This is a genomic window from Aeromonas sp. LsrichE-8G (genome assembly GCF_022869435.1).
Lineage (GTDB): Bacteria > Pseudomonadota > Gammaproteobacteria > Enterobacterales > Aeromonadaceae > Aeromonas > Aeromonas caviae.
In genome coordinates, this window is record NZ_JALIHH010000002.1 from 54,297 (window position 1) to 75,687 (window position 21,391).

The 21,391-nt window shown below is 59.6% G+C and carries 21 protein-coding genes; 17 read left to right on the top strand and 4 right to left on the bottom strand.

The genetic code is table 11. The features are described from left to right. Positions 1–212: 212 nt before the first annotated feature. The 15 genes from mioC (at position 213) to glmU (ending at position 13,992) form a co-directional block, all read left to right on the top strand. The gene (gene mioC / locus MUW49_RS00510) at positions 213–662 is read left to right on the top strand and encodes an FMN-binding protein MioC (protein WP_039040628.1); all 450 of its coding nucleotides are present in this window, start codon (positions 213–215) and stop codon (positions 660–662) included. Positions 663–1,170: 508 nt separating this feature from the next. Then, on the top strand, positions 1,171–3,060 hold the full coding sequence (gene mnmG, locus MUW49_RS00515; protein WP_010672271.1) for a tRNA uridine-5-carboxymethylaminomethyl(34) synthesis enzyme MnmG: 1,890 nt from the start codon (positions 1,171–1,173) through the stop codon (positions 3,058–3,060). A gap of 20 nt (positions 3,061–3,080) precedes the next feature. Next, complete coding sequence (gene rsmG, locus MUW49_RS00520) at positions 3,081–3,707, top strand: 16S rRNA (guanine(527)-N(7))-methyltransferase RsmG (RefSeq protein WP_010672270.1); 627 nt, start codon at positions 3,081–3,083, stop codon at positions 3,705–3,707. A 27-nt stretch (positions 3,708–3,734) separates the two neighbouring features. Beyond that, positions 3,735–4,538, top strand: a complete 804-nt coding sequence (locus tag MUW49_RS00525; protein ID WP_029313362.1) for a ParA family protein — start codon at positions 3,735–3,737, stop codon at positions 4,536–4,538. Beyond that, positions 4,535–5,443, top strand: a complete 909-nt coding sequence (locus MUW49_RS00530) for a ParB/RepB/Spo0J family partition protein (protein ID WP_010672268.1) — start codon at positions 4,535–4,537, stop codon at positions 5,441–5,443. The genes MUW49_RS00525 and MUW49_RS00530 overlap by 4 nt, the downstream gene beginning before the upstream one ends. A 190-nt stretch (positions 5,444–5,633) precedes the next feature. Further along, positions 5,634–6,044: an ATP synthase subunit I gene (locus tag MUW49_RS00535; protein WP_010672267.1), complete on the top strand. Its 411-nt coding sequence runs from the start codon at positions 5,634–5,636 to the stop codon at positions 6,042–6,044. An 8-nt stretch (positions 6,045–6,052) separates the two neighbouring features. After that, the gene (gene atpB, locus MUW49_RS00540) at positions 6,053–6,835 is read left to right on the top strand and encodes a F0F1 ATP synthase subunit A (protein WP_010672266.1); all 783 of its coding nucleotides are present in this window, start codon (positions 6,053–6,055) and stop codon (positions 6,833–6,835) included. A gap of 58 nt (positions 6,836–6,893) precedes the next feature. Continuing rightward, a complete protein-coding gene (gene atpE / locus MUW49_RS00545; protein ID WP_010672265.1) occupies positions 6,894–7,133 on the top strand; it encodes a F0F1 ATP synthase subunit C in 240 nt (79 codons plus the stop codon). A 51-nt stretch (positions 7,134–7,184) separates the two neighbouring features. Continuing rightward, complete coding sequence (gene atpF, locus MUW49_RS00550) at positions 7,185–7,655, top strand: F0F1 ATP synthase subunit B (RefSeq protein WP_010672264.1); 471 nt, start codon at positions 7,185–7,187, stop codon at positions 7,653–7,655. 13 nt (positions 7,656–7,668) lie between these two features. Continuing rightward, a complete protein-coding gene (gene atpH, locus MUW49_RS00555; protein ID WP_010672263.1) occupies positions 7,669–8,202 on the top strand; it encodes a F0F1 ATP synthase subunit delta in 534 nt (177 codons plus the stop codon). Positions 8,203–8,217: 15 nt separating this feature from the next. Further along, entirely contained in the window at positions 8,218–9,759 is a 1,542-nt protein-coding gene (atpA, locus tag MUW49_RS00560) for a F0F1 ATP synthase subunit alpha (RefSeq protein WP_010672262.1), read from the top strand. 42 nt (positions 9,760–9,801) lie between these two features. Next, the gene (gene atpG / locus MUW49_RS00565; protein WP_010672261.1) at positions 9,802–10,668 is read left to right on the top strand and encodes a F0F1 ATP synthase subunit gamma; all 867 of its coding nucleotides are present in this window, start codon (positions 9,802–9,804) and stop codon (positions 10,666–10,668) included. Positions 10,669–10,701: 33 nt separating this feature from the next. Then, positions 10,702–12,090, top strand: coding sequence for a F0F1 ATP synthase subunit beta (gene atpD, locus MUW49_RS00570; RefSeq protein ID WP_010672260.1), 1,389 nt, complete (start codon positions 10,702–10,704; stop codon positions 12,088–12,090). A gap of 18 nt (positions 12,091–12,108) precedes the next feature. Beyond that, the gene (locus MUW49_RS00575; protein ID WP_010672259.1) at positions 12,109–12,537 is read left to right on the top strand and encodes a F0F1 ATP synthase subunit epsilon; all 429 of its coding nucleotides are present in this window, start codon (positions 12,109–12,111) and stop codon (positions 12,535–12,537) included. Positions 12,538–12,630: 93 nt separating this feature from the next. After that, positions 12,631–13,992: a bifunctional UDP-N-acetylglucosamine diphosphorylase/glucosamine-1-phosphate N-acetyltransferase GlmU gene (glmU, locus tag MUW49_RS00580; protein ID WP_244812307.1), complete on the top strand. Its 1,362-nt coding sequence runs from the start codon at positions 12,631–12,633 to the stop codon at positions 13,990–13,992. Positions 13,993–14,043: 51 nt separating this feature from the next. On the opposite strand, the gene creD is transcribed toward glmU, so the two are convergent. From creD to blrA, 4 genes are all read right to left on the bottom strand, one after another. After that, on the bottom strand, positions 14,044–15,435 hold the full coding sequence (gene creD / locus MUW49_RS00585; protein WP_244812308.1) for a cell envelope integrity protein CreD: 1,392 nt from the start codon (positions 15,433–15,435) through the stop codon (positions 14,044–14,046). Positions 15,436–15,556: 121 nt separating this feature from the next. Then, a complete protein-coding gene (gene blaOXA / locus MUW49_RS00590; RefSeq protein WP_244812309.1) occupies positions 15,557–16,351 on the bottom strand; it encodes a class D beta-lactamase in 795 nt (264 codons plus the stop codon). Between the two features lie 98 nt (positions 16,352–16,449). Further along, positions 16,450–17,871 (bottom strand): beta-lactam sensor histidine kinase BlrB, encoded by a 1,422-nt coding sequence (gene blrB / locus MUW49_RS00595; RefSeq protein ID WP_045522705.1) that lies wholly within the window; start codon positions 17,869–17,871, stop codon positions 16,450–16,452. A 34-nt stretch (positions 17,872–17,905) separates the two neighbouring features. After that, positions 17,906–18,580 (bottom strand): beta-lactam response regulator transcription factor BlrA, encoded by a 675-nt coding sequence (gene blrA, locus MUW49_RS00600; protein ID WP_244812310.1) that lies wholly within the window; start codon positions 18,578–18,580, stop codon positions 17,906–17,908. Positions 18,581–18,702: 122 nt separating this feature from the next. Here blrA and MUW49_RS00605 point away from each other — a divergent pair, with 122 nt between their 5' ends. Both MUW49_RS00605 and glmS read left to right on the top strand, forming a co-directional pair. Further along, positions 18,703–19,476 (top strand): DeoR family transcriptional regulator, encoded by a 774-nt coding sequence (locus tag MUW49_RS00605; protein ID WP_010672253.1) that lies wholly within the window; start codon positions 18,703–18,705, stop codon positions 19,474–19,476. A 55-nt stretch (positions 19,477–19,531) separates the two neighbouring features. Then, the gene (gene glmS, locus MUW49_RS00610) at positions 19,532–21,364 is read left to right on the top strand and encodes a glutamine--fructose-6-phosphate transaminase (isomerizing) (protein WP_244812311.1); all 1,833 of its coding nucleotides are present in this window, start codon (positions 19,532–19,534) and stop codon (positions 21,362–21,364) included. Positions 21,365–21,391: the final 27 nt, after the last annotated feature.

Here is a 21,391-nt window from a genome sequence, read left to right on the forward strand (position 1 = left end):
TGTTAATTGATGTTTTGAAGTGTCGTTTGACAACGAAAGGTGCGATGAGGTCGCAACAGGCGGAAAGAAGGCGCCACAACGGCTACGAGACCGGTTTTGGCTGCAAAAAAGTGGACAGGATCCTTATCCCCAAGCTTTATCCATATTTATCCACATGCTTTAGCGGTAAGATCCCCGCTCTTCACTTTTTCGATGACATCAGGATCCATTCCATGGCCAAACTCAACCTCGTCGTCGGCTCCATGCTGGGGGCCTCCGAATATGTCGCAGATCATGTGGTCGGCCTCCTTGAACAGGCGGGCCACCAGGCGGAGATCCACAACCCCGCCAGCCTGGCCAGGATCCTGACCGAGCCAGAAGCCATCGTGCTGGTGGTCACTTCCACCCATGGAGCGGGGGACGTACCCGACAATCTGCAGCCCTTTGCCCGGGATCTTGCCGAACAGCAGCCGGATCTCGCCGCCTTCAAGTACGGAGTGATCGCCCTGGGGGATCGCAGCTATGACACCTTCTGCCAGGGCGGCAAGACGCTGGATCGGCTGCTGGCCGGGTGCGGTGCCAGCCGACTGGGGGATCTCCTGGAAATAGACGTGACCCAGCACGAGATCCCCGAAGATGCCGCAGAAACCTGGATCCACGACTGGATGACCTTGATCGGCTGATCAGGGCCAGGGAGATCCGGTCACGACCCCCGATCTCCCTGGTTATCCCCAGATCCCTATCCACCAGGTTATTAACAGGTGGATCCGGATAAGTTTTTCCCGAGAGCTCCCCACATGAGCTCGGATAATTGTGCATAACTTAGGTGCTAAGCTCTGCAAAACCTATAGTTATTCATGTATTAGATCTTGCAGACCATATATCTGTGTATAAAAACCCATGTTATCCCCCCGTTCGCCCCCTCTGGATCCAAGCTTTTCCACAAGCAACGATCGACCTTAACCGAATGATCTTTATGATCAAAAATGCCTTATCAACAGAAGTCGCGGATCCTAATAAAAGATCCAATAAAAGATCGATCTAAAGATCCTTAAGATCTATTTAACCGATCCCTGATCCATACTGATCCTGAAGTAGACGTTCCCCTCCGGATGCTAAACAGATAGAATGATCCGCCCTTCAGACCAGGCAAACAAAGATCTTCAGGCGTGCAGATCAAGGTGATCCCCAATGCAATACCATGAACAATTTGATGTGATCGTCGTCGGTGGCGGTCATGCAGGAACCGAAGCAGCAACAGCGGCAGCCCGCATGGGTCTCAATACCCTGTTACTCACCCACAACATAGATACGCTGGGGCATATGTCCTGCAATCCGGCGATCGGCGGGATCGGCAAGGGACACCTGGTCAAGGAAGTCGACGCCCTTGGCGGGATCATGGCGCAGGCCATCGATCTCGGCGGGATCCAGTTTCGCACGCTCAACTCTTCCAAGGGCCCTGCGGTGCGGGCTACCCGTGCCCAGGCGGATCGCCTGCTGTACAAGGCTGTGGTGCGTCAGACCCTGGAGAACTACCCGAACCTGAAGATCTTCCAGCAGGCCTGCGACGATCTGGTCATGGACGGGGATCGCGTCGCCGGGGTCGTCACCCAGAGCGGGATCCGCATCAGCGGCAAGACGGTCGTACTGACCGTTGGCACCTTCCTCAATGGTCTGATCCACATCGGCATGGAGAACTACAAAGGGGGCCGCGCCGGTGATCCTCCCTCAATTGCCCTCGCCCAGCGCCTGCGTGAAATGCCGCTGCGCATCGATCGCCTCAAAACGGGCACGCCACCACGCATCGATGCACGCACCGTCGATTTTTCCGTGATGCAGCAGCAACATGGCGACGATCCTCGCCCGGTCTTCTCCTTCATCGGCAACGCCAGCCAGCATCCGCGCCAGATGCCTTGTTACGTGACCCATACCAATGAGCAGACCCACGAGGTGATCCGCAACAACCTGGATCGCAGCCCCATGTACGCCGGGGTGATCGAGGGGATAGGTCCGCGCTACTGTCCGTCGATCGAGGACAAGATCACCCGCTTTGCCGACAAGACGGCGCACCAGATCTTTGTGGAACCGGAAGGCCTGACCACCCACGAGCTCTACCCGAACGGGATCTCCACCAGCCTGCCGTTCGACGTGCAGGTGCAGATCGTCCGCTCGATCCGTGGCTTCGAGAATGCCCATATCACTCGCCCTGGCTACGCCATCGAGTACGATTTCTTCGATCCGCGGGATCTCAAGGCCAACATGGAGAGCAAGTGCATAGAGAACCTCTTCTTCGCCGGCCAGATCAACGGCACCACCGGCTATGAAGAGGCCGCTGCCCAGGGTCTGATGGCCGGTCTGAACGCGGGCTTGCGCGCCCAGGGCAAGGAAGCCTGGCACCCACGCCGGGATCAGGCCTACATGGGCGTGATGATGGACGATCTCTCCACACTGGGGACCCGCGAACCCTATCGCATGTTCACCAGCCGTGCCGAATATCGCCTGCTGCTGCGGGAAGACAACGCGGATCTGCGCCTGACCGCCATCGGCCGCGAGCTGGGTCTGGTGGATGATCATCGCTGGAGCCTGTTCAATGCCAAGGTGGAACAGGTGGAGCAGGAACGTCAGCGCATGCGCTCGACCTGGATCCACCCGCAGCATCCGTCTCTGGAGGCCGTCAACGCCCTGGTCAACACTCCCCTGACCCGGGAGCAGAGCCTGGAAGAGCTGCTGCGTCGCCCCGAGGTGACCTACGATGCCCTGATGGCCATCGAGGGTGTGGGGCCTGCACTGACCGATGCGGCTGCCGCGGATCAGGTGGAGATCCAGATCAAGTACGCCGGTTATATCGAGCGTCAGCACGACGAGGTGGAGAAACAGCTGCGCAACGAAAACACCCTGCTGCCGCTGGACATGAACTACCGCGACGTGAACGGTCTCTCCAACGAGGTGATCGCCAAGCTCAACGATGCCAAGCCAGAGACCATTGGTCAGGCGTCCCGCATCTCCGGCATCACCCCTGCCGCCATCTCCATCTTGCTGGTGCACCTGAAGAAACACGGCCTGCTGCGTAAAACCGCCTGAGGAATTCCCCGTTGGACAACATGCTGCAAAGATTGAACGGCCTGCTCATGCAGGCCGGAATTGTTATCACCGAAACCCAGAAGACCCAGTTGGTGCAGTTGGTCGAGTTGCTGCACAAGTGGAACAAGGCTTACAATCTCACCTCGGTGCGAGATCCGGACGCCATGCTGGTCAAGCATATCCTCGACAGCCTGGTGGTGAGTCCTCACCTGCACGGTGAACGCTTCATCGATGTGGGAACGGGTCCGGGTCTGCCCGGACTGCCGCTGGCCATCATCAATCCGGACAAACAGTTCGTGCTGCTCGACAGCCTGGGCAAGCGGATCAACTTCATCCGCCAGGTGATCCTGGAGCTGGGGTTGACCAATGTGACCCCCGTCAAATCCCGGGTGGAGGAGTATCAACCCGAGACCGGATTTGATGGTGTACTGAGCCGGGCTTTCGCCTCCCTGGAGGACATGCTGAGCTGGTGTCATCATCTGCCGTCACCCGAGGGCAGCTTCCTGGCGCTCAAGGGACAATACCCCGAGCAGGAGCTGGCACAGTTGCCTGACAGCATTCGTCTGGTTGCCACCCACAAGCTGGTGGTGCCGGAACTGGAAGGCGAACGCCATCTGCTGGAGTTTAAAGCCATCCAGCCCGAATAGGGCCGCCGCATTCATTTAGGGGACAGTGTGGGAAAAGTCATTGCCATAGCCAACCAGAAGGGTGGAGTGGGTAAAACCACCACCTGTGTGAATCTGGCCGCCTCCATGGCCGCTACCCGGCGCAAGGTGCTGGTGATCGATCTGGATCCGCAGGGCAATGCCACCATGGGCAGTGGCGTCGACAAGTACGATGTCGAGCGCACCGCCTATGAACTGCTGATCGAAGATGCCCCCATCGGCGAGGTGATCATCCCCGAAACCTCGGGAGGCTATCACCTGATTGCCGCCAATGCCGACGTGACCGCGGCAGAAATCCGCCTGATGGAGTTTTTTGCCCGCGAGATCCGCCTGCGCAACGCCCTGGCCTCGGTCAGGGACAAGTACGACTACGTCTTCATAGACTGCCCGCCTTCTCTCAACATGCTGACGGTGAACGCCATGGCCGCCGCCGACTCCGTGCTGGTGCCCATGCAGTGCGAATACTATGCGCTGGAAGGGCTGACCGCCCTGGTGGACACCATCAGCAAGCTGGCAGCCGTGGTCAATCCGGAGCTGAAGATTGAAGGGGTGCTGCGTACCATGTTCGATCATCGCAACCGGCTGGCCAATGATGTGTCCGATCAGCTGAAACAGCATTTCGGGGACAAGGTCTATCGCACCATCATTCCCCGCAACGTAAGACTGGCGGAGGCGCCGAGCTTTGGCGCGCCAGCCATGCACTATGACAAATCATCGGTGGGGGCCAAGGCCTATCTGGCCCTGGCTGGCGAGATCCTGCGCCGCCAGGAACAGGAGTCCCAGCCGCTCACCGCAGATCGAGAGAGCATATGACGCCGAAGAAACGTGGGCTGGGCAAGGGGCTGGACGCCCTGCTCAGCACCAGCACGGCCGCCCGCCAGAAACAGGTGATGAGCGACCAGCGCACCGAACAGGCCATGGCCCCGACCAATCAGGGGGAATTGCGCAAGCTGCCGGTGGAGTGGCTGCAGTCCGGCAAATACCAACCGCGCAAGGACATGTCCCAGGATGCGCTGGAGGAGCTGGCCAACTCCATCCGTGCACAAGGGGTGATCCAGCCCATCGTGGTTCGCTCCATCGGTGAAAACCGTTTCGAAATCATTGCTGGTGAACGCCGCTGGCGCGCCTCCCAGCTGGCCCGTCTCGAAGTGGTGCCCTGCCTGGTCAAGGATGTCGCCGACGAGGCGGCCGTCGCCATCGCACTCATAGAGAACATCCAGCGTGAAGATCTCAACGCCATCGAGGAGGCCGTCGCCCTCCAGCGCCTGCTGACCGAGTTCGAACTGACCCACCAGCAGGTTGCCGAGGCGGTGGGCAAGTCCCGCACCACGGTCACCAACCTGCTGCGTCTCAACCAGCTCAACGAGGACGTGAAGCGCTTCGTGGAACACGGCGACCTCGACATGGGGCATGCCCGTGCCCTGCTCGCCCTGAGCGGCCAGGCCCAGTCAGAGCTGGCCAAACTGGTGGCCCAGAAGGGGCTGACAGTGCGAGATACCGAGAAGCTGGTGCAAAAAGCACTGGAACCGGCAAAAACCAGGGTTGAACCCGTCCGCGATCCGCAGTTTGGTTATCTCGAGCGCCAGATTTCTGAAAAAATTGGCAATCAGGTGCAACTTCAGCCGGGTAAGAAAGATAGCGGCAAGTTAGTAATAAGTTACGATAACTTGGCAGATTTGGACCGGGTATTGGGCTATTTTGGCCTGTCAGAATCGTGATTTTTACGCTTTTTGTAGTAATAAAACATCCATTACTTTCGATATGAACATAACCTTAATTTCGCGCGGAAAGCCGCAAAAATTAAGGATTTTTGCCATGTTGCAATAGCCGTCTTCACGGGTATAATTTGACCGGCTTTTCGAGCTGTGAACCTGGGGTCTTCGGATCCCGATTTTTTACAGTTCTGTAATGTTCAGGGGTAGGTTGGTGAAGCAGAAAATAGCCTTGGAAGGTTTGACGCTGGCCTTGGCTATGCTCGTTTGTCAGCTGGTCCTGATCCTGGCGATCGCCACCGTCTGGTTTTATCAGGCGGGAGAGTTCGCCGGACAATCCTCTCTCTACGGAGGGGGGATGTACTGGGTTCCTCAAGCCCTGTTCACGCTCTGGGTTCTGCGCCGCAAGGTGACGAAAGAGAGCGTAGGCCTGGTTTTGCGGGACTTTTATGGTGGGGCAGGGATTAAGCTCATTACTACAACAGGACTTTTCGCCCTGCTGTTTGGCGCCGGGATTGAGGTCGACACCGCCTCGTTCTTCGCCACTTATATCCTCGCCCTCGTTGTACAGTGGATAGTTTCATTCACGCTTAACAACCACTATTAGGAAAACTCATGTCTGCAACCGGAGAAGTCCTGACTCCTCAGGGATATATCTCCCACCACCTGACCCACCTGCAAGTAGGGTCCGGGTTCTGGACGGTGAATATCGATTCCATGATATTTTCCGTCGTGCTAGGCGCCCTGTTTATCTGGTTGTTCCGCAAGGTTGCCGTCAAGGCCACCAGCGGTGTGCCCGGTAAGCTGCAGTGCTTTGTGGAGATGCTGGTCGAGTTTGTGAATGGTAACGTCAAGGACATCTTTCATGGTCGCAACAAGGTCATCGCACCTTTGGCCCTGACGGTGTTCGTGTGGATCTTCCTGATGAACTTCATGGACCTGATCCCCGTTGACTTTATCCCTCACGCTGCACAGTTGATGGGTGTTCCCTATCTGCGTGTGGTTCCCTCTGCTGACGTTAACATCACCATGTCCATGGCTTTGGGCGTGTTCTTCTTGATCCTGTACTACAGCATCAAGGTCAAGGGTATCAGCGGGTTCGTGAAGGAGCTGACGCTTCAGCCTTTCAACCACCCTGCTGCCATCCCGGTTAACTTCATCCTTGAAACCGTCACGTTGATTTCCAAGCCTGTTTCATTGGGTCTGCGACTGTTCGGCAACATGTATGCTGGCGAACTGATCTTCATCCTGATTGCGGGTTTGTTACCCTGGTGGTCACAGTGGATCCTGTCCGTGCCTTGGGCAATCTTCCACATCCTGATCATCACTTTGCAGGCGTTTATCTTCATGGTTCTGACCATCGTCTATCTGTCGATGGCGCAGGAAGACCATGGTTGATGCAACTCAAATAATCCTTTTTATACAATCAATTACATCTAAATAAATGGAGATCCTCATGGAAAACTTGAACATGGACCTGCTGTACATCGCTGCTGCAATGATGATGGGTCTGGCGGCTATCGGCGCCTCCATCGGTATCGGTATCCTGGGTGGCAAGTTCCTGGAAGGTGCAGCTCGTCAACCTGACCTGATCCCTGTTCTGCGTACCCAGTTCTTCATCGTGATGGGTCTGGTGGATGCGATCCCGATGATCGCCGTTGGTCTGGGTCTGTATGTGATGTTTGCGGTTGCCTAAGTCATTACGACTCACGCAGAACCCATTAACTAACTAAAGAGGACATCGGCTGTGAATATCAACGCCACCCTCCTCGGCCAAGCAGTTGCTTTTTTCATCTTCGTAGTGTTTTGCATGAAGTACGTATGGCCGCCGCTGATGGCTGCCATCGAAGCCCGTCAGAAAGAAATCGCTGACGGCCTCTCTTCTGCAGAGCGTGCCAAGAAAGATCTGGAGCTGGCCAAGGCCAACGCCACCGATCAGCTGAAAGAAGCCAAGCTTCAGGCTGCTGAAATCATCGATCAGGCCAACAAACGCAAGGCCCAGATCATTGATGAGGCCGCTGTCGGAGCCCAAGCTGAGCGGGAGAAAATCCTGGCTCAGGGCCGTGCAGAGATCGAAGCTGAACGTCATCGTGCCAAAGAAGAACTGCGCAAGCAGGTTGCTGCTCTTGCCATCGCGGGTGCAGAGAAGATCCTGGCACGCCAAATCGACCAGGCTGCCAACAGCGACATCGTCGACAAACTGGTAGCAGAACTGTAACGGGAACGGGGCTATGTCTGAACTGACTACAATCGCTCGCCCCTACGCCAAGGCTGCTTTCGAGTTTGCCGTTGAGCACAAGGCGGTTGACCAATGGCTGGAGATGCTCGATTTCGCCGCTCAGGTGGCAGAAAACGAGACTATGCACAGCCTGGTAAACGGCTCCGTTGCTGCCGAAGAACTGGCAAAGCTGTTTGTCGGTGTCTGCGGTGAGCAGCTCAACGAGCACGGTCAGAACCTGATCCGGGTGATGGCCGAGAATGGTCGCTTGGGTGTGCTGCCGGCGGTCGTTGCCGAATTCGTCGCGCTCAAGGCTGAACTGGACAAAGAAGTTCAGGCTGACGTGATTTCGGCGATCGAACTGACCGACCAGCAGAAAGCCAATATTCAGGCTTCTCTGGAACAACGTCTCGCGCGCAAAGTGAAGCTGAATTGCAGCACAGATGCGTCCTTGATGGCCGGGGTGCTCATCAAGGCCGGTGATCTCGTTATCGACGGCACGGTCCGCGGTAAGCTGGATCGCATGGCCGATGCGCTGCAATCTTGATTGGGGTATTAGAGCATGCAACTGAATTCCACTGAAATCGCCGAGCTGATCAAGCAGCGCATTGCGCAGTTTGATGTCAAAAGCGAAGCGCGTAACGAAGGTACCATCGTTTCTGTAAGCGACGGTATCATTCGTATCCACGGTCTGGCCGATGCCATGCAGGGTGAGATGATCGAGCTGCCGGGCAACCGCTTCGCTCTGGCATTGAACCTGGAGCGTGACTCCGTTGGTGCCGTAGTAATGGGTCCCTATGCCGATCTGGCCGAAGGGATGAAGGTAAAGGGTACCGGCCGCATTCTGGAAGTGCCGGTCGGTCGTGGTCTGTTGGGCCGGGTGGTCAACACCCTGGGTCAGCCGATCGACGGTAAAGGTCCGGTAGACAACGACGGCTTCTCGCCGATCGAAGTGATCGCCCCGGGCGTTATCGAGCGTAAGTCTGTTGACCAGCCAGTCCAGACCGGTCTGAAAGCCATCGATGCCATGATCCCTATCGGTCGTGGCCAGCGTGAGCTGATCATCGGTGACCGCCAGGTTGGTAAGACCGCCATCGCCATCGACACCATCATCAACCAGAAAGATTCCGGCATTAAGTGCGTCTACGTTGCGATCGGCCAGAAGGCCTCCACCATCGCCAACGTGGTGCGCAAGCTGGAAGAGCACGGCGCCCTGGCCAACACCATCGTGGTCGTGGCTTCTGCCTCCGAAGCGGCTGCTCTGCAGTACCTGGCTCCCTACGCCGGTTGCTCCATGGGCGAGTACTTCCGTGACCGCGGCGAAGACGCACTGATCATCTATGATGACCTGTCCAAGCAGGCCGTTGCCTATCGCCAGATCTCCCTGCTGCTGCGCCGTCCGCCTGGACGTGAAGCTTACCCGGGTGACGTCTTCTATCTGCACTCCCGTCTGCTGGAGCGTGCTGCTCGCGTCAACGCCGAGTACGTAGAGAAGTTCACCAATGGTGCCGTGAAAGGCCAGACCGGTTCCCTGACCGCCCTGCCGATCATCGAAACCCAGGCCGGTGACGTCTCCGCGTTCGTTCCGACCAACGTGATCTCCATCACCGACGGCCAGATCTTCCTGACCTCCCAGCTGTTCAACTCCGGTATTCGTCCGGCGGTTGACCCGGGTATCTCCGTATCCCGTGTGGGCGGTGCTGCTCAGACCAAGATCGTCAAGAAGCTGTCCGGTGGTATTCGTACCGCGCTGGCCCAGTACCGTGAACTGGCGGCATTTGCCCAGTTCTCTTCCGACCTGGACGATGCTACTCGCAAGCAGCTGGATCACGGTCAGAAAGTCACCGAGCTGATGAAGCAGAAGCAGTACTCTCCGATGAGCGTGGCCCAGCAGTCCCTGGTGCTGTTCGCCGCCGAGAAGGGTTATCTCGCCGATGTCGAACTGAGCAAGATCGTCGACTTCGAAGCCGCTCTGCTCTCTTACGCCAATACCCAGCATGCCGAGCTGATGGCTGAAATCAATGCCAAGGCCGACTACAACGACGCGATCGTTGGCAAGCTGACTGCGTTGCTGGATGACTTCAAGGCAACCCAGACCTGGTAAGCGTGTGTGGCAGCGCAAGCTGCCACCTGATGGAGAGAAGAGATGGCCGGCGCAAAAGAGATACGTAACAAGATCGGGAGTGTGAAGAACACTCAGAAGATCACCAGCGCTATGGAAATGGTGGCAGCGAGCAAGATGCGCCGTGCGCAGGAACGCATGTCTGCCAGCCGTCCGTACGCTGAAACCATGCGCAAGGTGATCGGCCATATCGCTCAGGGGAACTTGGAATACAAGCACCCCTACCTCATCGAACGTGAGGTGAAGCGAGTGGGTTACATCGTCGTCTCCACCGACCGTGGCCTGTGTGGTGGTCTGAACATCAACCTGTTCAAGGCTGCCCTCAATGATATGAAGCAATGGAGCGCGAAAGGTGCCAAGGTTGACCTGGCATTGATCGGTAACAAGGCCTCCAACTTCTTTGAACGGCACGGCGCCAAGGTGAAAGCCCACGTCTCCGGACTGGGTGACAACCCGAGCGTCAATGACCTGATCGGTTCAGTGAAGGTCATGCTGAAGGCTTACGACAACGGTGAGATTGACAGGCTGTATCTGGTGTACAACAAGTTCGTCAACACCATGGTTCAGCAACCAAAAGTCGATCAACTGCTGCCTTTGCCCGTAACAGAAGACAGCAAGCTCGCCAAGAAGCACCACTGGGACTACCTCTATGAGCCGGATCCCAAGCAACTGCTGGATACCCTGCTGATTCGCTACGTCGAATCCCAGGTCTACCAGGGTGTGGTAGAAAACTTGGCAAGTGAACAGGCAGCCCGAATGGTTGCCATGCAAGCCGCGACTGACAACGCCGGCAACCTGATTAACGATCTGCAACTGGTATACAACAAGGCCCGTCAGGCCAGTATTACCCAGGAGCTCACAGAGATCGTTTCCGGTGCTGCTGCGGTGTAAGGCAAGGGTTATCAAAGGTTTAGAGGATTTGACATGAGTAACGGTTTCATCGTCCAAATCATCGGCGCTGTGGTGGACATCGAGTTCCCGCAGAATGCCGTGCCCCAGGTGTACGATGCACTGAAGGTTGTCAGCGAAGGCCAAGGCCAGGGTCTGGTACTGGAAGTTCAGCAACAGATCGGCGGCGGCGTCGTGCGTTGCATCACCATGGGTTCCTCCGACGGTCTGCGTCGTGGGTTGGAAGTAGTTAACAGCGGCAAGGCCATCCAGGTACCGGTCGGTACCTCGACCCTGGGCCGTATCATGAACGTACTGGGCGACCCCATCGACGAGAAGGGTCCGATCGGCGAAGAAGAGCGTTGGTCCATCCACCGCGAAGCCCCCAGCTACGAAGATCAGTCCAACAGCACCGAGCTGCTGGAGACCGGCATCAAGGTTATCGACCTGGTATGTCCGTTCGCCAAGGGTGGTAAGGTTGGTCTGTTCGGCGGCGCCGGTGTAGGCAAGACCGTCAACATGATGGAGCTGATCCGTAACATCGCGATCGAGCACAGCGGTTACTCCGTGTTCGCCGGTGTAGGTGAGCGTACCCGTGAGGGTAACGACTTCTACCACGAGATGATGGAGTCCAACGTACTGGACAAAGTATCTCTGGTTTACGGTCAGATGAACGAGCCGCCCGGAAACCGTCTGCGCGTGGCGCTGACCGGCCTGACCATGGCCGAGAAGTTCCGTGACGAAGGTCGTGACGTGCTGTTCTTCGTGGACAACATCTACCGTTACACCCTGGCCGGTACCGAAGTATCCGCACTGCTGGGCCGTATGCCCTCCGCAGTAGGTTACCAGCCGACCCTGGCTGAGGAGATGGGTGTTCTGCAAGAGCGCATCACCTCCACCAAGACCGGTTCCATCACCTCCGTACAGGCCGTTTACGTGCCTGCGGATGACTTGACCGACCCGTCTCCGGCGACCACCTTCGCCCACCTGGATGCGACCGTCGTACTGTCCCGTCAGATCGCGGCACTGGGTATCTACCCGGCCGTTGACCCGCTGGACTCCACCTCCCGTCAGCTGGATCCGCTGGTGGTTGGCAAGGAGCACTACGAGACCGCTCGTGGTGTCCAGACCGTACTGCAGCGCTACAAGGAGCTGAAGGACATCATCGCCATCCTGGGTATGGATGAACTGTCAGAAGAAGACAAACTGACCGTAGCCCGTGCCCGTAAGATCGAGCGTTTCCTGTCCCAGCCGTTCTTCGTGGCCGAAGTATTTACCGGTTCTCCGGGCAAATACGTGCCGCTGAAGGAAACCATCCGTGGCTTCCAGGGCATCCTGAAGGGCGAGTATGACGATCTGCCGGAGCAGGCGTTCTACATGGTTGGCGGCATCGACGAAGTCGTCGAGAAGTCCAAGAAACTGTAAGCCTCGATAGGAGGGCCCATGGCTGAGATGATCTCCTTTCACCTGGATGTGGTGAGCGCCGAAGGAAAACTGTTTTCCGGTCGCGTGCAATCTGCCCAGGTATCAGGCTCCGAAGGTGAGCTGGGTCTCCGCCACGGTCATGCTCCGTTGCTGACTGCCATCAAGCCGGGCCTGGTCCGCTTGATCAAGCAAAATGGTAGCGAAGAGGTGCTGTACATCTCCGGCGGCATGCTGGAAGTACAACCCGAAGCCGTGACCGTGCTGGCCGATACCGCCATTCGCGCCGACGATCTGGATGAGGCGAAAGCCCAGGAAGCCAAGCGTCGTGCCGAAGAGCGGATCAACAGCTCCCATGGTGATATCGACTATGCTCAGGCGTCTGCCGAGCTGGCCAAAGCGATGGCCCAGTTGCGGGTTATCGATATCGTCAAAAAGAATTACCGTTAATCACGGTGATGCAAAAAGCGACCTTCGGGTCGCTTTTTTTTTGCCCGTTGGATAGACTCCGCCCAGCATTTCCACCTGTTTCAAAGGCTAGCTATGTCTCTCAATGTCGTGATCCTGGCTGCGGGCAAAGGCACCCGCATGCGTTCCTCCCTGCCCAAGGTGCTGCACCCCGTTGCCAGCAAGCCCATGGTCTCCCATGTTATCGAGACCGCCCGCCAGATCGGTGCCGAACAGCTGCACCTGGTCTATGGCCACGGCGCCGAACTGCTGAAGGAGCGGATCCAGGCATCCGACCTGAACTGGGTGCTGCAGGCCCAGCAGCTGGGGACCGGCCATGCCGTCGCCCAGGCCATTCCGTTCTGGCATGACGAAGACGACGTGCTGGTGCTCTACGGCGATACCCCGCTGATCCAGCCCGAGACCCTGCAACGCTTGTTGGCCGCCAAGACCGACGATGGCATGGCGCTGCTGACCGTGGTACTGGACAATCCGACTGGCTATGGCCGTATAGTGCGGGAACATGGTCAGGTGGTCGGCATTGTCGAGCAGAAGGATGCCAACGCCGAGCAACTAGCCATCCGCGAAGTGAACACCGGTGTGCTGGTGGCCAACGGTGGTCAGCTGCGCAGCTGGCTCTCCCGCCTGGACAACAAGAATGCCCAGGGCGAGTTCTATCTGACCGACGTCATCGCCATGGCCCATGGGGATGGCTGTGCCATCGCCGCCGTCCACCCGGACAGCGCCATGGAAGTGGAAGGGGCCAACAACCGGGTGCAGCTGGCGGCGCTCGAGCGCAGCTACCAGCAGATGCAGGCCGAGAAGCTGATGATCGCTGGCGCCACCCTGATCGATCCGGCACGTTTCGATCTGCGCGGCACCCTGGAAATCGGGGAGGAGGTGGTGATCGACGTGAACGTCATCATCGAAGGCAAGGTGGTGCTGGGTAATCACGTGCGCATCGGTGCCGGCAGCGTATTGAAGGATTGCGTGATCGGCGACCACACCGAGGTGAAACCCTACTCCGTCATCGAAGGTGCGCAAATTGCCGACCAGTGCTCGGTCGGGCCCTTTACCCGTCTGCGCCCGGGCGCCGTGCTGGAGCAGGATGCCCATGTCGGCAACTTCGTCGAGATGAAGAAGGCCCGGCTGGGGGTTGGCTCCAAGTGCGGTCATCTGACCTATCTGGGTGATGCCGAGATCGGAGCCGGTGTGAATATCGGTGCCGGTACCATCACCTGCAATTACGATGGGGTGAACAAGTTCCAGACCATCATCGAGGACGACGTTTTCGTCGGCTCCGATACCCAGCTGGTGGCGCCGGTGCGGATCGGCAAGGGGGCGACTCTGGGGGCCGGCTCCACCATCACCAAGGATGTGGCGGAAAACGAGCTGGTGATCACCCGGGTGCCCCAGCGCCACATTCCGAACTGGCCCCGTCCGGTCAAGAAGAAGTGATGCCCGATCAATAAAATGCAAACCGGCGCCCGAGGGCGCCGGTTTTTTTGCTTATGGCTGATGGCTGGTGTTACTGGTCGATGGCTGGGGGGCCGCCCATGCGGTGGCGGAGGGACTGCTCTCCATCACCTGATACCAGTCGAGCTTGCGAGTCAGCCCCATGACCAGCGCCAGGGTGGCGAACAGCAGCAGGGCGCCGAGCAACAGGGCTGTCTCCTCGGCCTGCAGCAGCCCGAACAGGATGGCGTAGACCAGCCCCAGCAGGGCGGCGAATCCCATGCCCTGTTTCAGGCCGCCCAGCACATGGCTCAGGTAAAAGCCGTTGAGGGCCACACTGGCCAGGGCGGCAATGAGATAGGCCCAAGCAAAGCCGAGATGCTCGGTCAGCGCCAGCAGCACCAGATAGAAGATGGCCAGCCCCATGCCCACCAGCGCGTACTGGATGGGGTGTACCCGCAGTCCCTTGAGCAGCTCGAACATGAAGAAGCTGATGAAGGTGAGGCCGATGAACAGCAGGGCATATTTGGCGGCCCGCTCGTTCAGCTGATAGTGATCCACCGGTTGCACCAGGCTGACGCTGAATGACGGTAGTTTGGTGCCCGTTCCCTTCATCATGCGGTTGAAGCGACTCTCCATGTCGGTGGCGAACCAGCTGGTCTGCCAGCTTGCCTCGAACCCTTGATCCGCAAGAGTGCGTTCACCGGGCAGAAAGTCGCCGAGAAAATTGGGATGGGGCCAGTTGCCGCTCAGGTGAAACCGGCTGTCCTGTCCGAGCGGCACCACTTCCAGCGCGTTCATGCCCTGCAGATCCAGCTCGATGTGAAAGCGGCCATCTTCGTCTGGCAAGGCGTCGAGCGGGGCATGGATCCCCACTCGCCCGTCTCCCAGCTGGGCGCCAGGGGCAAACGGGATGCGTTGCTCTCCCCATTGCAGTTCGGGTACACGGCTGATGCCCCGGGCATCGGAGAGGATCAGGCTGAGATAGGGCTTGCCCGGCACCAGGGCGGGATCCGCCGGGTCGAAGCTCAGGTTCGGGTTGCCGGCCACCAGCCCCTTGTCAGCCAGGCTGGTGGGCATCAGGCCGGAGAGAGAGAGGCGACTGTGATAAATTTGGGCCTGATAGATGCCGAGCTTGCGCGGGGTCACCTCCATGCTGGCCCGCACGTCCAGCCTCTTGGGCAGCAGGTAGCGATAGACCTGCTCCTTGCGCTCGAAATGTTTGCCATCCTGCTCGACGGTGACGGTCCGGGTATAGGGCTGTACCAGTACGGGCCCCATCAGGCGCTGGGGCCCGCTGTGGCTGGCCATGATGCTGTGAATGGCCTGACTGCGATAGGCCTGGCGCTCCCGATTCAGCTCCATGATGGCGTGAACCGGGATCATCATCAGCAGGCAGAGCAACAGCAGCAGGGCGATCTTGTGGGTGAAAATCTGTTTGACCATGACACGTCTCCTTGTTGTTGAACGGGAGTGTGCCGGGGTCGCGTGAAGGGAGGATGGGGCAGTGTGAAGTAGTGGTGAAGGGGAATAAAAAAACCGGCGCCAGGCGCCGGTGTTGCTGGCATCAGAGTGTCTTCAACCGGGCCGGCAGGGCGGCGAACACCTCCTCCCTGGCCCTGAGGGAAGCGAACTGCTTGCCCGGCTTCTGGATGACGGTGTGGACGAAGATGAGCGTCTTGCCCTGTTTGCTGGCCCAGCCGACGAACCAGCCGATCTGCTGCTCCCTGTCCAGGCTGCCATCCAGCAGCTTGGGGTAACCCATGCCGGTCTTGCCGTGGATCTGCCAACCGTCGATGTCGGGCTGACGCATCAGGTTGGCGGTATGGCGCAGGGTCTGGGCGGAGACCGGCAGCTTGCCGCTCACCATCTTGCCAAGGAAGCGTGCTTGCTCCTGGGGGCTGATGGCGAGGCTGGCGCTGAGCCAGGCCTGGGTCAGACCGTCGTGCTTGCCCGGGTTGCCTTCGAGATCCCGGTTGCCGTAGTCGAAGCTGTCCACGTAGTGCTGGAAGCGAGCCTCTCCCAGCCACTCGGTGAGGCGCTGCGAGTACCAGATGACCGAGAATTGCATCCAGCTGCTCGGGGTGGTGGTCTGTTTCCACTCCGGCAGGAAATCAGGATCACCGGCCTTGAACGGCAGGGCAGGCAGTTGTTCATCCACCAGGAAGCCGCTGTCATAGCCCATCAGTGCCAGCGGGATCTTGAAGGTGGAGGCCGGGGTCAACTGGGCGGCACAGTCCCCCTGGGTGCTGACGGGTTTGCCGGTGCCGTCGGCAAACAGCATGCAGCCAGAAGCGGCGCTGGCAGGCAGTGCACAGAAGAGGCCAGCAGCAAGCAGACCGGACAACAGCATACGGGGCATATCTATCTCCTTGATTATATGAATGCGCATCGACGGGGAAGGTCGTCATCGAGGAGGTGCAGCTTAGCCCGGCTCTGTGTGCTTGGTGTGAAGTGTCCTCAGTTGCCGGGCAGCCAGAGTGTGGCCAGCACCCCCCCGTCCGGCTGATTGGCAAGAGCAAGATGGCCGCCATGCTGGCGTGCCACCTCCATGGCAAAACTGAGCCCGAGGCCGCTGCTTTTTCCCTTGTCTGGCCTTGGCAGGGAGTAGAAACGCTCGAAAATCCTGGGCAGCGCAAAGTCGGGAATGCCTGGCCCCTGATCCCGCACCCGGAAGCAATAACCCCCCTCTTCCATGGCGCCGCTCAGCACCAGGGTACTGCCGACGGGGGCGAAATCGAGGGCGTTGTCCAGCAGGTTGCCAAGGGCCTGCTCCACCAGCAGGGGATCCCACTTCTGCTTCTGACCTTCCCCCAGCTCGGCGTGCAGGGAGATCTGGCGGCGCTGGGCCTGGATCTGACGGGCGTCGAGCACCCGTCTGCCCAGCCGGGCCGGCTCGACGGATTGTCTGTCCAGCCCCTGCCCTGATTCGAGGCGGGCGAGTTGCAGCATGCGCTCGATCAGCTGCTGCATGCGGGCCGTCTCCAGATTGATGTTGCCGATAAAGCGCTTTGCGATGTCCGGCGGCGGCGCCTCGGCCAGAATCTCCCCCGCCCCGCGAATGGCCGCCAGCGGGCTTTTGAGCTCGTGGGTCAGGCTGTGGACATAGGCCTCGATATAGGCCTTGCCGTCCAGTTGGCGGCGCATGGTTTCCAGGGAGTGGCCTAGCCTGTCCAGTTCGGGGCTGTAGAGGCGCGGCAGGCTGGCGGGCTGACCCTGGCTGATTGCATCTGCATAGTGCACCAGCTTGCCGATGGCGCGGTTGAGCCACCACACCAGCAAGGCGCCGATGAGCAGCGAGATGAACAGCAGCAGGGCCGCCCCTTTCAGCAACTGGTCTTCGCTGCGCTCTATCATGGGCTGCAGGGTGCTGTTGGGCTTGGCGACGGTGAGGGAGCCGAGGATGTCATCCCCTTCCCGCAGCGGGGCGGCCACGTGCATCACCGAGCTGGCGGGATCGTCGGGGTCGCTGCGGGTGCTGCGGGCGCCATATTCGCCGCGCAGGGTCAGGTAGACGTCGTTCCAGCGCGAGTAGTCCTTGCCTAGATCCACCCCGTCCGAGTCGTAGACCACCCTGCCTTTTGCGTCGGTCACATAGATGCGGTACTCCGCCTGCTGCTTGAGGTGGCCATCGATGAGGGCATTGATGGGACTCTGGTTCAGGCGGGCGAAGGCGCTGGCCAGCCGGCCATTCGCCATCTTTCCTTCCTGCATGTCGTCCAGGGCCAGGGGGGCCAGCATCTGCGCCATGTCCACCAGGGTATCTTCGGTGGCGCTGCGTACCCCGGGCTTGATCTCCTCGACGAAGATCTCCAGCACGAACCAGGCGGCCAGGGCGAAGATCAGCACCAGGCCGCACAGCAGTTGCAATCCGATTCTCATCTCATCCCCCTGCCGATGCCCGGCCACCCTGAGTTCATGCCAGCTCCAGACTGTAGCCCAGCCCGCGGTGGGTCAGGATCAGGTTGGCGTCAGGGTCCCGCTCCCGCAGCTTGGCTCTCAGGGTCTTGATGTGGGTGTCGACGGTGCGATCCAGACTCTCTTCCGCATCCTGCCACACCAGATCCATCAGCTGCTGGCGGGAGTAGACCCGGCCGGGGGACTGCATGAGCGTCTTGAGCAACAGGTATTCGTAGCGGGTGAGGGCCAGCGGCTGCCCCAGGAAGCAGATACGGGCCCGCTCCTCGTCCAGCACCAGGAAGTGCTCCTGCCGGGGGGCGGTTGGCTGGCTGCGGCGCAGGATGACCCGCACCCGGGCGCACACCTCCCGCGGAGAGAAGGGTTTGGCCACATAGTCGTCGGCCCCGATCTCCAGCCCGATCAGCCTGTCTATCTCCTCGCTGCGGGCGGTGAGAAACATCAGGGGAATATCGGTCAGTGCCCGCACCCGCTTGCACAGTTCGAAACCGCTGATGTCCGGCAGCCCCACATCCAGGATCAAAAAATCCGGTCGCGTCTGTCCCAGTCGCGCCAGCAACGGCTGACCGAGGGGAAACCACTCCACCTCGAAACCATCGGTCTGCAGGGCATAGATCAGGGTATCGGCAATGCTGGCTTCATCTTCCACCAGCCAGATGAGTCGTTTTTGCATGGCGTCCTCGTCGCAAATCGGCTCCTCATTCTGGCATCGAACCAAATCGGATCCTATTTGCCGTTTGATTTTTCCCGAAAAGGCATTAATATTTCGCCATTCTTTCGAATCGAAACTTATAAATGACCAAACGCAACACACAGCAGCGCCGTCACACCATAGTGAGTCTGGTGCAGGAGCAGGGGGAAGTCAGTGTCGATGCCCTGGCCAAGCACTTCGCCACTTCCGAAGTGACCATCCGCAAAGATCTGGCGGTGCTGGAGACCGGTGGCCTGTTGCTGCGTCGCTACGGCGGTGCCGTTCCCCTCCCCAGTGAGATGGTGGTGGACAGCAACCCGGAACAAGTTTCGAATCGAAAGCTGGCCATTGCCCGCGCCGCCGCCGAGCGGATCCGCGATCACAACCGCGTCATCATCGACAGCGGCAGCACCACCAGCGCCATGATCCCCATGCTGGGCAACAAGCGCGGCCTCATTGTCATGACCAACTCCCTCAATGTGGCCGGTGCCCTGCGCGAGCTGGAAAACGAGCCCACCCTGCTGATGACAGGCGGGACCTGGGATCCCCATTCCGAATCTTTCCAGGGGCAGGTGGCGGAGCAGGTGCTGCGCTCCTATGACTTCGACCAGCTCTTCATCGGTGCCGATGGCATCGACCCGGAGCGGGGCACCACCACCTTCAACGAGCTGGTGGGCCTCTCCCGGGTCATGGCCGAGGTGTCGCGGGAGGTCATCGTCATGGTGGAGTCGGAGAAGATCGGCCGCAAGATCCCCAATCTCGAGCTGCCCTGGTCCGGCATCCATACCCTGGTGACCGACGAGGGGCTGAGCAATGCGGCCAGAGAACAGATTCAGGCCAGGGGGATCACGCTGATTTGCGCCCCCGTGGCCGTGTGACCTGAACAAACCATTATCCAACCGAATTAACGTCTTACGTTTCAAGGAGAAGTCTATGTGTGGCATCGTCGGGGCCGTCGCCCAACGTGATGTGGCTGAAATCCTGGTAGAGGGCCTGCGCCGTCTGGAATACCGTGGCTACGATTCGGCCGGTGTTGCCGTGTTCAGCGCCAACCAGCCGCTGCAGCGGGTGCGTCGCCTCGGCAAGGTAGCCGAGCTGGCCAAGGCACTGGAGGAGCAGTCCGTCCACGGTGGTACCGGCATTGCCCACACCCGCTGGGCTACCCATGGCGAGCCGTCCGAGCGCAATGCTCACCCCCATGTCTCCGAGCATATCGTGGTGGTGCACAACGGCATCATCGAGAACCACGAAGAGCTGCGCGAAGAGCTCAAGGCGCTGGGCTATGTGTTCAGCTCCGACACCGACACCGAGGTGATTGCCCACCTGGTGCACCACGAGCTGAAATCCGCCCCCAGCCTGCTGGTGGCCATGCAGGTAGCGGTGAAGCAGCTGCGCGGCGCCTACGGCACCGTGGTCATGGACAGCCGTGACGACAGCCGCGTGGTGGTGGCCCGCTCCGGCTCCCCCCTGGTGATCGGCCGCGGCATCGGCGAGAACTTCATCGCCTCCGACCAGATGGCCCTGCTGCCGGTGACCCGCCGCTTCATCTTCCTGGAAGAGGGCGATGTGGCCGAAGTGACCCGCCGCGACGTGCACATCTTCGATACCGACGGCGAGGCCGTGGTGCGCGAAGAGCTGGAGTCCGAGCTCTCCCACGATGCCGGTGACAAGGGCGAATACAGACACTACATGCTCAAGGAGATCTACGAGCAGCCCAAGGCCATCACCAACACCCTGGAAGGCCGCCTGGGCAGCGATCACGTGGTGGTCGAGTCCTTCGGCAACGGCGCCCGCGCCATTTTCGACAAGGTCGAGCACGTCCAGATCGTCGCCTGCGGTACCTCCTACAACTCCGGCATGGTGGCGCGCTACTGGTTCGAAGAGATCGCCGGCGTCTCCTGCGACGTGGAGATCGCCTCCGAGTTCCGCTACCGCAAGTCGGTGGTGCGCCCCAACAGCCTGCTGGTGACCCTCTCCCAGAGCGGCGAGACTGCCGATACCCTGGCCGCCCTGCGGTTGGCCAAGGAGTCCGGTTACATGAGCTCCCTGGCCATCTGCAACGTACCGGGCTCCTCCCTGGTGCGCGAATCCGACCTGGCCTTCATGACACGTGCGGGGGCAGAAATCGGGGTGGCGTCCACCAAGGCGTTCACCACCCAGCTGGCTGGCCTGCTGATGCTGGTGGCCTCCGTCGGTCACTGCCGTGGCAACCTGAGCGCCGCCGCCGAGGCCGAACTGGTCAGGGCGCTGCAAGCCCTGCCTGTGCGCATCAAGGAGAGCCTGGCCCTGGCCAAGCAGATCGAGACTCTGGCCGAAGAGTTTGCCGACAAGCACCATAGCCTGTTCCTCGGTCGTGGCAGCCAGTACCCCATCGCCATGGAAGGGGCGCTCAAACTCAAGGAGATCTCCTACATCCACGCCGAGGCCTATGCCGCCGGTGAGTTGAAGCATGGCCCGCTGGCGCTGATCGATGCCGAGATGCCCATCATCGTCGTGGCGCCGAACAACGATCTGCTGGAGAAGCTCAAGTCCAACGTGGAAGAGGTGCGTGCCCGTGGCGGTATCCTCTATGTGTTCGCCGATGCGGACGCCGGTTTCAAGAGCGACGAGACCATGCGGGTGATGAGCCTGAACCACGTGGAAGAGATGATCGCGCCGATCGTCTATACCGTGCCGTTGCAGCTGCTCTCCTACCACGTCGCCCTCATCAAGGGCACCGACGTGGATCAGCCGCGCAACCTGGCTAAATCCGTGACTGTGGAATAAGCCGTCGCCGGAAATGAAAAAAGAGCC

Excerpts from the sequence above, each read along its gene's own strand:
- creD (WP_244812308.1), bottom strand. The coding sequence starts at position 15,435 with ATGGTCAAACAGATTTTCACCCACAAGATCGCCCTGCTGCTGTTGCTC.
- MUW49_RS00605 (WP_010672253.1), top strand. The coding sequence starts at position 18,703 with ATGACCAAACGCAACACACAGCAGCGCCGTCACACCATAGTGAGTCTG.
- blrB (WP_045522705.1), bottom strand. The coding sequence starts at position 17,871 with ATGAGAATCGGATTGCAACTGCTGTGCGGCCTGGTGCTGATCTTCGCC.
- blaOXA (WP_244812309.1), bottom strand. The coding sequence starts at position 16,351 with ATGCCCCGTATGCTGTTGTCCGGTCTGCTTGCTGCTGGCCTCTTCTGT.
- blrA (WP_244812310.1), bottom strand. The coding sequence starts at position 18,580 with ATGCAAAAACGACTCATCTGGCTGGTGGAAGATGAAGCCAGCATTGCC.
- mnmG (WP_010672271.1), top strand. The coding sequence starts at position 1,171 with ATGCAATACCATGAACAATTTGATGTGATCGTCGTCGGTGGCGGTCAT.
- atpD (WP_010672260.1), top strand. The coding sequence starts at position 10,702 with ATGAGTAACGGTTTCATCGTCCAAATCATCGGCGCTGTGGTGGACATC.
- glmU (WP_244812307.1), top strand. The coding sequence starts at position 12,631 with ATGTCTCTCAATGTCGTGATCCTGGCTGCGGGCAAAGGCACCCGCATG.
- rsmG (WP_010672270.1), top strand. The coding sequence starts at position 3,081 with ATGCTGCAAAGATTGAACGGCCTGCTCATGCAGGCCGGAATTGTTATC.
- atpB (WP_010672266.1), top strand. The coding sequence starts at position 6,053 with ATGTCTGCAACCGGAGAAGTCCTGACTCCTCAGGGATATATCTCCCAC.
- atpH (WP_010672263.1), top strand. The coding sequence starts at position 7,669 with ATGTCTGAACTGACTACAATCGCTCGCCCCTACGCCAAGGCTGCTTTC.
- atpA (WP_010672262.1), top strand. The coding sequence starts at position 8,218 with ATGCAACTGAATTCCACTGAAATCGCCGAGCTGATCAAGCAGCGCATT.
- MUW49_RS00575 (WP_010672259.1), top strand. The coding sequence starts at position 12,109 with ATGGCTGAGATGATCTCCTTTCACCTGGATGTGGTGAGCGCCGAAGGA.
- atpG (WP_010672261.1), top strand. The coding sequence starts at position 9,802 with ATGGCCGGCGCAAAAGAGATACGTAACAAGATCGGGAGTGTGAAGAAC.
- atpE (WP_010672265.1), top strand. The coding sequence starts at position 6,894 with ATGGAAAACTTGAACATGGACCTGCTGTACATCGCTGCTGCAATGATG.
- MUW49_RS00530 (WP_010672268.1), top strand. The coding sequence starts at position 4,535 with ATGACGCCGAAGAAACGTGGGCTGGGCAAGGGGCTGGACGCCCTGCTC.
- MUW49_RS00535 (WP_010672267.1), top strand. The coding sequence starts at position 5,634 with ATGTTCAGGGGTAGGTTGGTGAAGCAGAAAATAGCCTTGGAAGGTTTG.
- mioC (WP_039040628.1), top strand. The coding sequence starts at position 213 with ATGGCCAAACTCAACCTCGTCGTCGGCTCCATGCTGGGGGCCTCCGAA.
- glmS (WP_244812311.1), top strand. The coding sequence starts at position 19,532 with ATGTGTGGCATCGTCGGGGCCGTCGCCCAACGTGATGTGGCTGAAATC.